The organism is Nocardioides currus (genome assembly GCF_003057875.1).
GTDB lineage: Bacteria > Actinomycetota > Actinomycetes > Propionibacteriales > Nocardioidaceae > Nocardioides > Nocardioides currus.
The window spans coordinates 1-12,910 of record NZ_PYXZ01000004.1; the positions used below are offsets into that span (position 1 = coordinate 1).

Genomic DNA, 12,910 nt, shown 5'->3' on the forward strand with positions numbered 1-12,910 from the left:
CCGAGCGACCGCAACGACATCGTCGCGGAACTCCTTGGGATGGGGAGCAGGCATGGTCGACATCCTTCCAGCGGCGACTCACATCGCCACAGGTCAGGTGACAACCAAACCTTCAGCAGTCCCTGGAGGCGGTGGTCCGGGGTGCATGGCGGGGTGAAGTTCTACCGCGGCGCAGCGAACGCTGCCCGCGCCTATGTCGAGCGCGACAGGTCCCGCGCGGATGACTACTACCTCGGTGAGGGCACCGGTGTCGCCACCCGACTGACCGCCACCCCGCACGTCGTCGAGCACGTCGGCGAGCTGACCGGCGACGCGTACGAGGAGTGGGTGGCCGGGATCGACCTCGAATCGGGAAAGCCGAAGGGCCGACTCCGGAAGGATCCGAATGCGCTGCGGTTCGTCGAGGTCACCGTCAACGGACCCAAAACCTGGTCACTGGCCGCTGCCCTGCATCCGGAGATCTCCGCGGCCTTGGATGCCGCGCAGGACCGGGCGGCCGGCGAGATCGTCGGCTGGGTCGCCCAGCACGCCACCACCCGGGTCGGACCCCGGGACCGGCAGGTGCAGGTGCCGGTGGAGCGGATCGAGGCCGCCGTGATTCGGCACTACACCTCGCGGGCAGGTGACCCGCACCGGCATCTGCACCTCCAGATCAACGCCCGCGTGTGGGCGTCCGGGGCGTGGCGGGGTCTGCACTCGGTCGGGATCCGCGATTCGATCGAGGCGATCAACGGGATCGGGCACGCGGCCGTGGCCACTGACCCGGAGTTCCGGGCCGTGCTCGCCCAACACGGCTACTCGCTAAACAATGAGTCCGGCGAGATCCAACAGCTCGCGCCGTACGTGGGCGCGTTCAGTGCCCGGACCGCGCAGATCCGCCGCAACGTCGACCGGTACGAGGCCCAGTGGCGGGGCGAACATCCGGGCGAGGAACCCGGGGTGCGGTTGCGAGAGGCCTGGGATCGGCGCGCCTGGGCGCGAGCGCGTCCCGACAAGATCGTGCCTCGCGACGGTGCTGAGCTGGTGGCGCGCTGGAACGCCGAGCTGCGGGACCTCGGCTACCGCGACCCCGACACCCCGGTCCTGCTGGACCCGATCCGGGTGGGCTGGGTCGATCGTGACGGTGCGGCGGAGTGGGTGATTTCGCAACTCGGGGCGAAGCGGTCGGCGTGGAACGCCGCCGACATCCGTGGCCACGTCGAAGTCCTCGTCGCACAAGAGGGCCTCGTGGCTGAGCACACTGCCCGGATCGAGCTCACCGAGGACATCACCGCCCGCGCGCTCGATCAGTGCATTCCGCTGCTGCTGCGACCGGAGGTGCCCGAGCACATCCGCGCGTACACGTCGCCCCAGGTGCTGGAGGTCGAGGCGGAGATCATTCAGCGGATGGCACGACGCGCGGACCGGCCGGCTCGACCCGTTCGGCTCGCCGGTCGCGGGCTCGTGCGGATCGACCCGACCCAGGCCGCGGTGATCGGCCCCCTGGCCGGCGAAGGGCAATTGGTGGTGGTCGAGGGCGCGGCCGGAGCCGGCAAGACCACCGCCCTGCGCGCGACGCAGGCGCTGCTCGCGAGCCGAGGGCATCGGTTGGTGGTGGTGACACCGACGTTGAAGGCAGCCGAGGTCGCCGCGGCCGAGACCGGCGCGGACGGGCACTCGGCCGCGTGGCTGATCCATCAGCACGGCTGGCGCTGGGACAGCGAGGGCCACTGGATCCGACGCCCCGACTCGACACCGACGTCTGGGGCGCGACTCCGGCCCGGTGACCTGCTGCTGGTCGATGAGGCCGGGATGCTCGACCAGGACACCGCCCGCGCACTTCTCACCATCGCCGACGAGACCGGTGCCCGGGTCGCGCTCATGGGAGACCGCCACCAGCTCCCCGCCGTCGGACACGGCGGCGTCCTCGACCACGCGATCACGTGGGCACACCCGAGCGCCATCGTGTCGATGGACAGCGTGCACCGCTTCACCGACCCCGACTACGCCGCCCTCAGCCTGCGCATGCGCACCGGCGACTACCCCGCCGACGTGTTCGACGAACTCCGCCGACGCGGCCTCATCGTCATCCACCCCCGCGAGGTCGAACGGACCGCCGCCCTCGCCGAAACGGGCGCGACCGGCGCCCTCGTCATCGCGGACACCCGCGACCAGGTCGCCGACCTCAACGCCGCCATCCGCGAACACCAACCGGTCGGCGATACCGCGGACGATCACGTGGTCACCACCGAGCGCGGGGAACGGATCGGGCTCGGGGACCGGGTCGCCACCCGCCGCAACGACCCCAACCTTCAAGTCGCAAACCGTCAGACCTGGACCGTCACCTGCATCGGTGACGACGGCAGCCTCGTCCTCCACGGCAACAGACACGGACATGGTCGTGATCGAGAGATCCCGGCCGAGTACGCGACCCGGTTCGTCGAGCTCGCGTACGCCACCACCGCCCACGGCGCACAAGGCGACACCGTCGACCAGGCCCACGTCGCCATCAGCGACACCACCGGCGCAGCCGCGGCATACGTGGCCATGACGCGGGGCCGTCACAGCAATACCGCGCACCTCGTCGCTGACAACCCCGACGAGGCCAAGCAGCAGTGGATCGAGGTCTTCGGCCGAGACCGAGCCGACCTCGGACCGGCGCATGCTCGGCGCCAGGTGGTTGAGGCCATCGACCGGTACGGACCCAACCAGCGACGTCGCCGGGCACCGATCTCACCGTCGACAGCGCGGGCGCCGGCCCGGGTGCCCGGGCCACTCGGGTTGTAGGTCTACTTGTCCTCCTCGAGCGCCGGGGAGGTGGTGCGGACCGTGTCGCGTCGGCCCTTCGCGGCAGTGATCAGTGGATCCCACGCTTCGCGAATCGCATCGGAGAGCGTGAGCTCCTCCCACAGGTCAACCAAGAGGGCTCCGTCGACCACCTCTTGGATCATCTCCGGGAAGCCGATGGCCAAGACCAGTTGATAGAACTGGATCCGATCGGGCCGCTTGGACAGATCGAACACGGCTCTCTTGCCGAGCGACTCGGTGCCGAATAGTCGCACGCGCGCGAAGCACAACGGCGGCGGCACCGACCACAACCGATCCGGGACGTAGAACACCCGCCCATCGGGCTCCTCGGCCCAGAAGAATTCCACTCGCGGCACCGCCACCAGGTCCGCCTTGGCCGCGGCGAGCAACCGCTCGGTCACCGCCAACGTCGGCGACTTGCGGCCACTCTCGTACTCCGAGACCGCCGACTGCGCCGTTCGGGCCCCATACGCCAGCTCGGCCTGCGACATCCCCGCCGCACGCCGAGCCGTCTCGATGACCGATGTCCTCGACTTCATCAGACCAGTATCGCCCATCATCGATATCGCTGAACATCGATTGGGAGGCCCTGCACACCTACCTGCCGAGGCAGGGCCGTCCTGCCTCCCGACCCACGGGTCGCGACCACCAGGAGCCATCCCATGACCGCACAACCCACCACCCCGAACGCGCACCGCAACCCTGGCGACGAGATGCTCACCCTGCAAGAAGCCTGTGCCTACCTCCGCGTCCCCGAAGGCACCCTGCGCTACTGGCGCCACCTCGGCAGCGGACCCCGCAGCTTCAAGATCGGCCGCCACGTCCGCTACTGGCGCGCCGACCTCGTCCTCTGGCTCACCGAACAGACCAACCGTCCACAGGATCGCGCATGAACAGCGACAGCTGTCGACGTCAGAGCGGAGAATGAGTCATGGCCAGCATCGAGAAGCGCGTCCGGGACGATCGGACGACGTGGCGCGTGCACTACCGCACCCCCGCCGGCGCCCAACGCAGCAAGAGCTTCGCCCGCAAGGTCGACGCCGAGCGCTTCCGCGCCAGCGTGGAGACCTCCAAGGTCACCGGGACCTACGTCGACCCGACGCTCGCGAAGGTGACAGTCGGCGCATGGGGGCAGCAGTGGCTCGACGGACAGACCCACCTCAAGCCGACCACGCGAGCTCGCTACGAGGGGATCGTGCGCAAGCACATCCACCCGAAGTGGGACCGGGTCAAGCTGGCCAACGTCTCCCATGGTGACATTCAGGCCTGGGTCACGGAACTGGCAAGGGACCACTCCCCTGCCACCGTCCACAAGATCCACCGCGTGCTCAGCCTTGTCCTCGACATGGCGGTCAAGGACGGCAGGCTCGTGCGCAACGTCGCGACCGGAGTCAACCTGCCGCGGGCCGTCAAGCACGAGCACCGCTATCTCACCCACGAGCAGGTCGACCACCTCGCCGAGGCGACCGGCTACCCAAGCGACGCGAGCAAGTTCAGCAGCATGGACACCCGCACCAATGAGACCTACCGGCTGGTGGTGCTCTTTCTCGCTTACACCGGCGTGAGGTTCGGCGAGATGGCCGCGCTGCGGGTCGGTCGGATCGACCTGCGTCGGAATCGGGCAGTGATCGCCGAGTCCGTGACGCCGGTCCAGGGGCTGGGTTTGGTCTGGGGCACCACGAAGACACACCAGCGACGCGAGGTGCCGATCCCGCGCTTCCTCGTGGCCGAACTGACAGAGCACATGCGAGACAAGGAGGCGGACGACTTGGTCTTCGCCGGGATCCGGAACGGCCAGCCGCTGCGGGTCAGCACCTTCCGGACCGCGTTCGGTGCCGCGTCCAGGGCGATCGGCGTGCCCGGCCTTCACCCGCACGAGCTCCGACACACCGCTGCAAGCCTCGCGATCGCCAGCGGCGCCGACGTCAAGGTCGTCCAACAGATGCTCGGGCACGGCTCAGCGACGATGACCCTCGACACCTACGGTCACCTGTTCGACGACCGCCTCAACGAGGTCGGCGAGGCAATGGATCGCGCCCGGGCAGCCGCCCACCGGCGTCGCGACACCCTGAGGGCGTTGCCCCGTGTTGCCCCAGTGTTGCCCGAGCCCGATCTGGGCGAAAATGCCGAAGAGGCCCCGGCCAGCGCTTCCGCTGGTCAGGGCCCCTTTTCGGACCTGTACCCCCGACCGGATTCGAACCGGCGCTACCGCCGTGAGAGGGCGGCGTGCTAGGCCGCTACACAACGGGGGCAAGCACTGCTTTGATGCGAGTGGAACTATAGCCGCGGCTGGAGTTCCGCTCCAAATCCCCCACTGCTGCGGGGAATTCGCTGGGATACTAGGACTCGAACCTAGAATAACTGGACCAGAACCAGTCGTGTTGCCAATTACACCATATCCCACTGACTTACTGGTTTTCGGCCCTTCCGACGCATCGTCCGGACCGAGAAGAAACCTTACACGGGACCTCGGGACCGCTCCAAAATGGCCGGTGTCGTGGTGGTCTCCAGCCCCGTGCGACGCGCCAGCCAGGTGGCGAGGGCGAGGTAGACCAGCGACTGGGTGAGGGTCCCGGGCAGGCTCCACCACGTCCCGCCGGTCGGGTTGAGCGCACTGCCCATGTCGGTGAAGGCGAGGGCGAGGCCGAACGCCAGGAAGTTGTTGAGGACGTGCATCGCGATGCCGGCCTCGAGCCCGCCGGTGAGGATGACGAGGGCACCGGCGACGAGTCCGAAGGCGAGCCGATCGACGAAGATCGGCAGGTCCTGGCCGAGGCCGTGGGCGAGGGCGAACAGCACCGATGACAGGAGCACGGCGACCACCCGGTTGCCGAACACTCCCCCGAACGCCTGCATCAGGTAGCCCCGGAAGGCGAACTCCTCGCCGGCGGCCTGCAGCGGCGTGAGGATCAGGACCACCAGCAGGAAGTCGCGCGTCGTCGAGGTGAAGTCGTTGGCCTCACCGCTCAGCTCGGTGCCCCCGCCCTGGGGCACGAAGCTGGAGACGACCACCGTCGCGAGCAGGGCGAGGACGGAGAGCCCGAAGCAGGCCACGAGGAACCGCCACCGGATCCGCCGGGCCACCGACATCAACCAGCCCGGCGACAGGCCGTGCAGCGCGAGGTTGATCAGGATCGACAGCGGGATCGCAGTCGCGAGCACGAGGTTGACGAAGGTCAGGGTGAGCGGGGTTGCGGAGTCGACGTCGAGGAGACGGTCGAGGCCCTCGCCCACCGGCTGACCGGTGAGGGCGAACCAGATCGCGAACGCCGCCTGCCACAGCAGGGGCGACAGCGCGAACAGCCCGAGCACCAGCGCGACGACACCCACGATGGGGCGCCACACGCCGGGCCGGCCCAGCCGGTGGACCTGGTGGTACTCCAGCGGTGCGGGCATCTCCTCAGTCGAACATCGCGTCGTGCAGGCGCGCCAGCGACCGCTCACGGCCGAGCAGCTCGAGCGACTCGAACAGCGGCGGACTGATCTTGCGGCCCGACACCGCGATGCGCACCGGGCCGAACGCGTTGCGGGGCTTGAGCCCGAGCTCGTCGACCAGCTTGGCCCGCAGCGCCTCGTCGATCGCGGCGGTGCTCCAGGTGTCGATGGCCGACAGCGCGTCGTACGCCGCCTTCACCACGTCGCGCCCGGGACCGTCGAGCTCGTCGGTGCGGGTGAAGGACGCCTCGTCGACGAACAGGAAGTCGAGCATCGGCGCGGCCTCGGTGAGCTTGTTGATGCGCTCGGCGACCAGCGGCATGGCGAGCTCGAGCATCTGCGCGTCCGCGTCGGAGACGGGGTCGGACACGACGCCGGCGGCCTTGAGGAAGGGCAGCGCCCGGTGGGTGATCTCGTCGGTCGAGAGCAGCCGCATATGGGAGGCGTTGATGGCGTCGGCCTTCTTCAGGTCGAAGCGCGCGGGGTTGGGGTTGACGTCCGCGATGTCGAACGCCTCGACCATCTCCTCGAGCGAGAAGATGTCGCGGTCGCCCGAGATCGCCCAGCCCAGCAGGGCGAGGTAGTTGAGCAGCCCTTCGGGCAGGAAGCCCTGGTCGCGGTAGGCCAGGGCGTGCGCCTCGGGGTCGCGCTTGGAGAGCTTCTTGTTGCCCTGGCCCATGACGTAGGGCAGGTGGCCGAAGTGCGGCGTCTCCTGGGCGATGCCGAGGGCGACCAGGGCGTCGTACAGCGCGATCTGGCGGGGCGTGCTGGAGAGCAGGTCCTCGCCCCGCAGCACGTGGGTGATCCCCATCAGCGCGTCGTCGACGGGGTTGACGAGCGTGTAGAGCGGATCGCCGTTGGCGCGGCAGAGCGCGAAGTCGGGGACGTTCTCGGTCTCGAAGGTGATGTCGCCGCGCACGAGGTCGGTCCAGGTGATCGAGCCCGCGGGCATCCGGAAGCGGACCACGGGAGCGCGACCGTCGGCCTCGAAGGCCGCGCGCTGCTCGGCGCTGAGCTCGCGGCAGAAGCCGTCGTAGCCCATCACCTTGGAGCCGCTGGCCTTGCGGCGCGCGTCGACCTCCTCGTTGGTGCAGAAGCACTCGTAGGTGTAGGACGACTCACGCAGCTTCTCGAGGGCGTCGGCATAGATCTCGCCGCGCTCGCTCTGCTTGTACGGCGCGTGCGGACCGCCGACCTCGATGCCCTCGTCCCACGTGAGACCGAGCCAGCGCCACAGGTCCAGGATCGCGTCGTAGGACTCCTGGGTGCTGCGCTCCCGGTCGGTGTCCTCCATCCGGAACACGATGGTGCCGCCGTGGTGGCGTGCGAAGGCCCAGTTGAACAGCGCCGTACGCGCGAGGCCGACGTGTGGCGAGCCGGTCGGCGACGGGCAGAACCGGACGCGGACGGGACGATCGGTCGTGCTCATCGGGCAGCCACCTTGTTCGTGAGGGAGCCGATGCCGGCGATGGACACTTCCACCTCGTCGCCGATCTCCATGGGGCCGACACCCTCGGGGGTGCCGGTGAGGATGACGTCGCCCGGCAGCAGCGTCATGACGCTGGAGACGTGGGCGATCAGGGTCGGGATGTCGAAGATCAGGTCGCTCGTGGAGCCGTCCTGCTTCAGGTCGCCGTTGAGGTGGGTCTGGACCCGCACCCCGTCGGCGAAGGTCTGCGGGTCGAGGTCGGTCTCGATCCACGGGCCGAGGGGGCAGAACGAGTCGAAGCCCTTGGCCCGGGTGAACTGCACGTCGCTCTTCTGCAGGTCGCGGGCGGTGACGTCGTTGGCGATCGTGTAGCCGTGGATGACGTCGGTGGCCTGCTCCGGCGGCACGTCGCGACAGATGCGGCCGATCACGACGGCGAGCTCGCCCTCGAAGTGCACGTTGCTCGACTGGCTCGGGTAGAAGATCGGGTCGCCCGGGCCGACGACGCTGGTGTTGGGCTTGATGAACATCAGCGGCTCGGTGGGGACGTCGTTGCCCATCTCGGCGGCGTGCGCGGCGTAGTTGCGGCCGATCCCGACGACCTTGCTCCGCGGCAGGACCGGCGCGAGGAGGCGGACGTCGGCCAGCTTGAACTGCTGGTCGAGCAGCTTGACGCCGACGTAGAGCGGGTCGCCGGCGAGCGCCACGACGACCGCGTCCTCCCCCGCCTGACCGAACTCGTCGACCTCTCCGGTCACCACGCCGTACATCGGCTCGTCCCCAGCAGTGAATCTCGCAATACGCACGGGCCGAGCCTAGTCGTCCGCGACGACCCGACCCCCGTGCGGGCCGTCGCGGAAGCGTGGAGGGGTCAGCAGTAGCCCTCGACGTTGGACTTCGCCGTCGACGTCTGGGCCTTGATCGCCCGGAGCTTCTTCTTGGCGCGTTTGATCCTGGCCTTGCTGTGGCCGGCCTTGGCCTTCTTCAGCGCGGACTTGGCCTTCTTGAGGACCACGTAGTGGCGCGCGAGGGCGGTCTTCGCCGCATAGCACTCCGGCGAGTAGTCGAGCGCGAAGCTCGCCGTCGCGGTCGTGGTGTAGATGTTCTCGAAACCGTTGCACGGCTCCTGCGGGTGACAGATCGACCCACCGAACTTGTAGTTGTAGACGCGATAGGTGGCCACCACCGCGTAGGAACCGGGAGTCACGATGCTGTTGCCGAAGTCGTCCGGGCACACCGTCAGGGTCTCGGAGTCCTCGCTGGCCGGATAGCTCTCCGAGGTGCTCCAGTCGGCGTAGTAGTTGTTCGGCCCGGTGACCGTGACGTCGGCCGCCCAGTTGAGCTCCGTCCGCACAGGGTCCTTGTCCTCCGCGTACCAACCGGCGGCCTCGAGCGCAGCGCCGACGCCGGTCAGGTCCATCGTGACCTTGACGGCCGCTGCGTCCGAGCAGTCGGCGGCGCGGATCGACGTCGGCACCGTGGCCGCGACCGCGGCGAACTGGCCGGACACGACGGGTGGGGCGGCACTGGCGGGCGCCATCGGGGCGAGGACGGCGAGGGCCGCCACGATCGCGGTGGTGCTGGTCAGTCTGGCGCGCAGTCGCACGGGTGGTCCCCCATCTCACGTCGGGCCTCCCGGTGAGGCCGCGGTGAGCAGAAGTCTGAAGTCGCCGCCACCCCGTTCAGACCGGATCGGGGGTTCCCGAACGAGCCCGAACAGCGGGTGGCGCCTCCTGGGGTCCGCCCATCCAGTCGTCCGGCGCCCAGGCGCGCAGGCGCCGGGGCAACCCCTCGATCACGGTGAGGGCCACGAAGCCGGCGATCAGCTTGTCGCTGATCGAGGTGAGCACGTTGGACACGGTCACCGACGCCCACAGCGAGTGGCTCAGGGCCAGCACGGCCTCGGTGACCTGGTCGGTCCCGTGGCCGTTGAAGCCGCCGTCGAGGAGGACCAGGATCGGCACGGCGACCACCGAGCAGGTCAACGCGACCAGCACGTTGAGCACGAAGAAGCGCGGGATGCTCCGGGTCAGGGACCAGCGGCGGGCGCCGTACCCCCACGCCAGGGCACCGGCGACGTTGACGAGCGCGAACGGGATCGACTCGGGTCCGCTCGGTGCGGCTCCGACGACGTTCGTCGACAACCCGACCAGGGCGCCCCACCACGGACCCAGGACGATCGCGGTGACGGCCGTGCCGACCATGTCGAGGTAGACCGGCAGCGCGAGGGCGTCCACCAGCACGCGTCCGGCGAGGTTCAGCACGACGCAGCCGACCAGGACCCCCGCCACGAACCGCCACGAGATCCCCGCCTCGACGGGCACCCCCTCGGACTGGACCTCCGGCGCCACGACCCGGCCACCGGGCGTCGAGAGGTCGAGGGCCCGCTCCTCCGAGCCGCCGAGCGCTCGCACGATGTCGGCGACCAGCTCGAGATCGAGCCGGATGCGGCCGAGACGGAAGGCGTCGTACACCGTGGTGCGACCGACCCTGGCCTGCTCGGGTGTCAGGCCACGCTCGCGTCGCACGCGGCTCACGCCGATCGCGATGTCGCCGAAGGACGGCGAGCCCGCGCCGTGGCGCATCGCGCGCAGCTCCTCCACGAGCTCGTCCGGCTCCATCCACCCTCCCCCGTCGATTCGGGGACGAGCCTAGGCGCTGGTGGGCTCCCCCGGACGCGAACGGAACCCGGAACACATGACTCGCAGGTGACTGATCCGGCCGTCGGTGGTGCGGAAGTAGGCCTGCTGCTCGGCCACCTGCGCACCGGCGTCGTTGCGCAGGTCGAGCCGGTAGGACACGCGGCTGGTGTCGGCCACGTCGTCGCCGACCGTGACGTCGACGAGGTCCTCGATCGTGTCGCTCGGCTCGAACCAGTGCCCGAAGAAGACGTCGACCACGCCGTCCGGGTCGCTCGCCTCCCACACGCGACCGGGCGTGAGCCCCTTGAAGTCGACGTCGTCGGCCAGCAGGGCCGACAGCGCGGTCGCGTCCTTCGCGGCCACCGCGCGCGCGAGGTCCTCGCCGATGCTGTCCATGGAGGCGACCCTAGGCGTGGTCGCTCACCCGCGGAAGAGCTCCAGCTCGTCGCCCCAGCCGCGAATGGTGTCGGTCGTCAGGGTGTGCCCGCGAGCCGCGTCGTGCTCGTCACAGGCGGACGCGACGAGGGTGAAGGTCTCGCGGAGCGCGGCCGGGTCGCCGTCGGCGGTCCGGGTGAGCAGCGGCAGCAGGACGTCGGCCGGCCACCCCTCGACCGGGTGCTCGCGCAGCTCCCAGGGGAGGTACTTGTGGTAGGGCCGGACCCGCCCCGCGATGCTGAAGATCGTGTCGAGCAGCCACGGCAGGGACTCCACGGCGTCGAGGCGGCTCTCCAGCGCACGCCCGTCGCGGTCCGACTTCCGCGAGCGGTAGGCGTAGTTGAGCCAGCCGTCGAGGCGGTCGTGCTCGATCAGGATGGAGTCGGCCTCCTCGGGGGTCACGCTCGCCTGGCAGCGCACGGCCTCGGTGACGGCACCGCCCGACCGGTCCAGCAGCACCGGCGCCCACGCGTAGGACCAGCGGTACCACCAGCCGTCGCTGCCGAACGTCGGGAGCTCCTCGAGCTCGTCGAGGGAGGTGGTGGCCTCGTCGAGCGCCGACGACTTCGCGGTGGCGACGCGCTCGGGCACGCTCGCCAGGATCACGTCGACATCGACGTCGGAGCGCTCGGTCGCCAGGCCGCGGCCGGCCGAGCCGCTCAGGACGAGGCCGAGGAAGGCGTCGCCGTGCGTGCGCTCGGCCCGGTCGGCCACGTCGATCAGCAGGTCGCGACGCTCGGCCGACAGGTGCGAGGGGAAGGTCAGGTCCACGAGCCGCATCGTGGCATGCGGTGTCTACTCTTTTCCGGTGACGACCGAGGTGCTGGAGCGAGCGACGTGGCGGGCCCGTGCGGCCGCGCACGCGGCCCGCGTCGACGTCTTCCTCGAACCGCACCTCGCCCGGTGCGGGGCGTCGGTCAAGCACCCGGTGCACGACTTCCTCTTCACCTACTACTCCCACCGGCCCGCCCAGCTGCGCCGCTGGCATCCGGGGTACGGCGCTGTGCTGGCTGACGCCCCTGAGTACGACGGCCTCAAGGGCTATCGCGACGGCGGGGTCACCGACGAGTTCGTCGCCGCGCAGGCGCGGTTCGTGCGCGGCCTGCTCAACCTGCTCCGGGCGACCGAGGCGAGGCCGGCGCACACCGGCTGCTTCGGGCTGCACGAGTGGGCGATGGTCTACCGGCAGTCCCCCGACGAGCTGCGGCACAACGCGTGGCCGCTGCGGCTGGGCGCCACCGGCACCGACGAGGTCGTCGAGCAGCACCAGGTGAAGTGCACCCACTTCGACGCGTTCCGGTTCTTCACCCCGCCGGCCCGCGGGCTCAACGTCCTCCAGCCCGCCCGGGACGACCGGCCGGCGTTCGAGCAGCCCGGCTGCCTGCACGCGGGGATGGACCTCTACAAGCACGCGTTCCGGCTCTCGCCGATGATCGGCAGCGACCTGGTGGCCGACTGCTTCGAGCTGGCGCGCGACATCCGCGAGATGGACATGCGCGCAGCGCCGTACGACCTGGTCGGGCTCGGCTTCGAGCCGATCCGCATCGAGACGCCCGAGGGGAAGGCGACGTACGTCCGTGAGCAACGCCGGTTCGCGGAGCGCGGCGCGCCCCTGCGACGTCGGCTGATCGAGGAGTGCGAGCGACTGCTGGAGGTGGGATGCCGGACTTCGCCCTCGAGCTGAGCCTCGACCCCGCGAGCGACGCCGCCGTCGTCGCCCAGTGGGAGGCGTTGCGCACGGCCGGGCTGCCGTCGCAGGCCGACCACAAGTCGATGACCAACGCCCCGCACGTGACGCTGGTCGCCGCGCAGGACCTCGACCCCGAGATGGCCGGGGTGGCCTCGGCCGCCATCTCGCTGCCGAGCACGCTGGTCGTGCGCGGGATGGTGCTGTTCGGCGAGGGAGCGCGGGTCACGGTCGCCCACCTCGTCGAGCCCGACCCGGTCCTCGCCGCCGCCGCTGCCCAGGTCCGCGCGCAGGTGCCCGAGCTGCGCCACCCGGTGTGGACGCCCCACGTCACGCTCGCGCGCCGCGTCCCCCGCAGCCGGCTGGCCGAGGTGCTCGCGGTCCTCGCTGACACGGACGAGCCGCGCACCCTCGTCGCCGACCGGCTGCGCTGGTGGGACCCGGTCGCGGGCGAGATCGAGGACCTGGCGACGGCGTGACCCGCGATCGTGTGGG

General features: G+C 70.1%; 12 protein-coding genes, 2 tRNA genes and 1 pseudogene. 5 read left to right on the top strand and 10 right to left on the bottom strand.

Annotation, left to right across the window (positions count from 1 at the left end; genetic code table 11):
- Positions 1–2,766: MobF family relaxase (mobF, locus tag C7S10_RS10420; RefSeq protein WP_341476746.1), on the top strand; the 2,766-nt coding region annotated here is incomplete at its 5' end.
- A gap of 2 nt (positions 2,767–2,768) precedes the next feature.
- Here mobF and C7S10_RS10425 read toward each other — a convergent pair.
- Positions 2,769–3,326 (bottom strand): helix-turn-helix domain-containing protein, encoded by a 558-nt coding sequence (locus C7S10_RS10425; RefSeq protein ID WP_165807113.1) that lies wholly within the window; start codon positions 3,324–3,326, stop codon positions 2,769–2,771.
- Positions 3,327–3,449: 123 nt separating this feature from the next.
- On the opposite strand from C7S10_RS10425, the gene C7S10_RS10430 reads away from it, so the two are divergent.
- On the top strand, positions 3,450–3,680 hold the full coding sequence (locus C7S10_RS10430; RefSeq protein ID WP_108344392.1) for a helix-turn-helix domain-containing protein: 231 nt from the start codon (positions 3,450–3,452) through the stop codon (positions 3,678–3,680).
- 38 nt (positions 3,681–3,718) lie between these two features.
- A pseudogene (locus C7S10_RS23155) lies at positions 3,719–4,774 on the top strand (tyrosine-type recombinase/integrase); the annotation flags it as partial.
- Positions 4,775–4,966: 192 nt separating this feature from the next.
- On the opposite strand, the gene C7S10_RS10440 reads toward C7S10_RS23155, so the two are convergent.
- From C7S10_RS10440 to C7S10_RS10480, 9 genes are all read right to left on the bottom strand, one after another.
- A tRNA-Glu gene (locus C7S10_RS10440) sits at positions 4,967–5,039 on the bottom strand.
- Between the two features lie 79 nt (positions 5,040–5,118).
- Positions 5,119–5,190 (bottom strand) — tRNA-Gln (locus tag C7S10_RS10445).
- A gap of 54 nt (positions 5,191–5,244) precedes the next feature.
- Positions 5,245–6,183, bottom strand: a complete 939-nt coding sequence (locus C7S10_RS10450; RefSeq protein WP_108344393.1) for a CPBP family intramembrane glutamic endopeptidase — start codon at positions 6,181–6,183, stop codon at positions 5,245–5,247.
- Between the two features lie 4 nt (positions 6,184–6,187).
- Positions 6,188–7,651: a glutamate--tRNA ligase gene (gene gltX / locus C7S10_RS10455; protein WP_108344394.1), complete on the bottom strand. Its 1,464-nt coding sequence runs from the start codon at positions 7,649–7,651 to the stop codon at positions 6,188–6,190.
- Positions 7,648–8,457, bottom strand: a complete 810-nt coding sequence (locus C7S10_RS10460; RefSeq protein ID WP_108344395.1) for a fumarylacetoacetate hydrolase family protein — start codon at positions 8,455–8,457, stop codon at positions 7,648–7,650. The genes gltX and C7S10_RS10460 overlap by 4 nt, the downstream gene beginning before the upstream one ends.
- 65 nt (positions 8,458–8,522) lie before the next feature.
- Positions 8,523–9,257, bottom strand: coding sequence for a hypothetical protein (locus tag C7S10_RS10465; RefSeq protein WP_108344396.1), 735 nt, complete (start codon positions 9,255–9,257; stop codon positions 8,523–8,525).
- Positions 9,258–9,333: 76 nt separating this feature from the next.
- Positions 9,334–10,272, bottom strand: coding sequence for an ECF transporter S component (locus tag C7S10_RS10470; protein ID WP_108344397.1), 939 nt, complete (start codon positions 10,270–10,272; stop codon positions 9,334–9,336).
- Positions 10,273–10,302: 30 nt separating this feature from the next.
- A complete protein-coding gene (locus C7S10_RS10475; RefSeq protein ID WP_108344398.1) occupies positions 10,303–10,689 on the bottom strand; it encodes a nuclear transport factor 2 family protein in 387 nt (128 codons plus the stop codon).
- 24 nt (positions 10,690–10,713) lie between these two features.
- Positions 10,714–11,499: a hypothetical protein gene (locus C7S10_RS10480; RefSeq protein ID WP_133176484.1), complete on the bottom strand. Its 786-nt coding sequence runs from the start codon at positions 11,497–11,499 to the stop codon at positions 10,714–10,716.
- A 37-nt stretch (positions 11,500–11,536) separates the two neighbouring features.
- Here C7S10_RS10480 and C7S10_RS10485 point away from each other — a divergent pair, with 37 nt between their 5' ends.
- Positions 11,537–12,412: a 3-methyladenine DNA glycosylase gene (locus C7S10_RS10485; RefSeq protein WP_108344400.1), complete on the top strand. Its 876-nt coding sequence runs from the start codon at positions 11,537–11,539 to the stop codon at positions 12,410–12,412.
- Positions 12,388–12,894: a 2'-5' RNA ligase family protein gene (locus C7S10_RS10490; RefSeq protein ID WP_108344401.1), complete on the top strand. Its 507-nt coding sequence runs from the start codon at positions 12,388–12,390 to the stop codon at positions 12,892–12,894. The genes C7S10_RS10485 and C7S10_RS10490 overlap by 25 nt, the downstream gene beginning before the upstream one ends.
- Positions 12,895–12,910: the final 16 nt, after the last annotated feature.

Bases quoted from the DNA above. Each gene is read 5' to 3' on its own strand.
- C7S10_RS10490 (WP_108344401.1), top strand. From the start codon at position 12,388: ATGCCGGACTTCGCCCTCGAGCTGAGCCTCGACCCCGCGAGCGACGCC.
- C7S10_RS10425 (WP_165807113.1), bottom strand. From the start codon at position 3,326: ATGAAGTCGAGGACATCGGTCATCGAGACGGCTCGGCGTGCGGCGGGG.
- gltX (WP_108344394.1), bottom strand. From the start codon at position 7,651: ATGAGCACGACCGATCGTCCCGTCCGCGTCCGGTTCTGCCCGTCGCCG.
- C7S10_RS10475 (WP_108344398.1), bottom strand. From the start codon at position 10,689: ATGGACAGCATCGGCGAGGACCTCGCGCGCGCGGTGGCCGCGAAGGAC.
- C7S10_RS10430 (WP_108344392.1), top strand. From the start codon at position 3,450: ATGACCGCACAACCCACCACCCCGAACGCGCACCGCAACCCTGGCGAC.
- C7S10_RS10470 (WP_108344397.1), bottom strand. From the start codon at position 10,272: ATGGAGCCGGACGAGCTCGTGGAGGAGCTGCGCGCGATGCGCCACGGC.
- C7S10_RS10450 (WP_108344393.1), bottom strand. From the start codon at position 6,183: ATGCCCGCACCGCTGGAGTACCACCAGGTCCACCGGCTGGGCCGGCCC.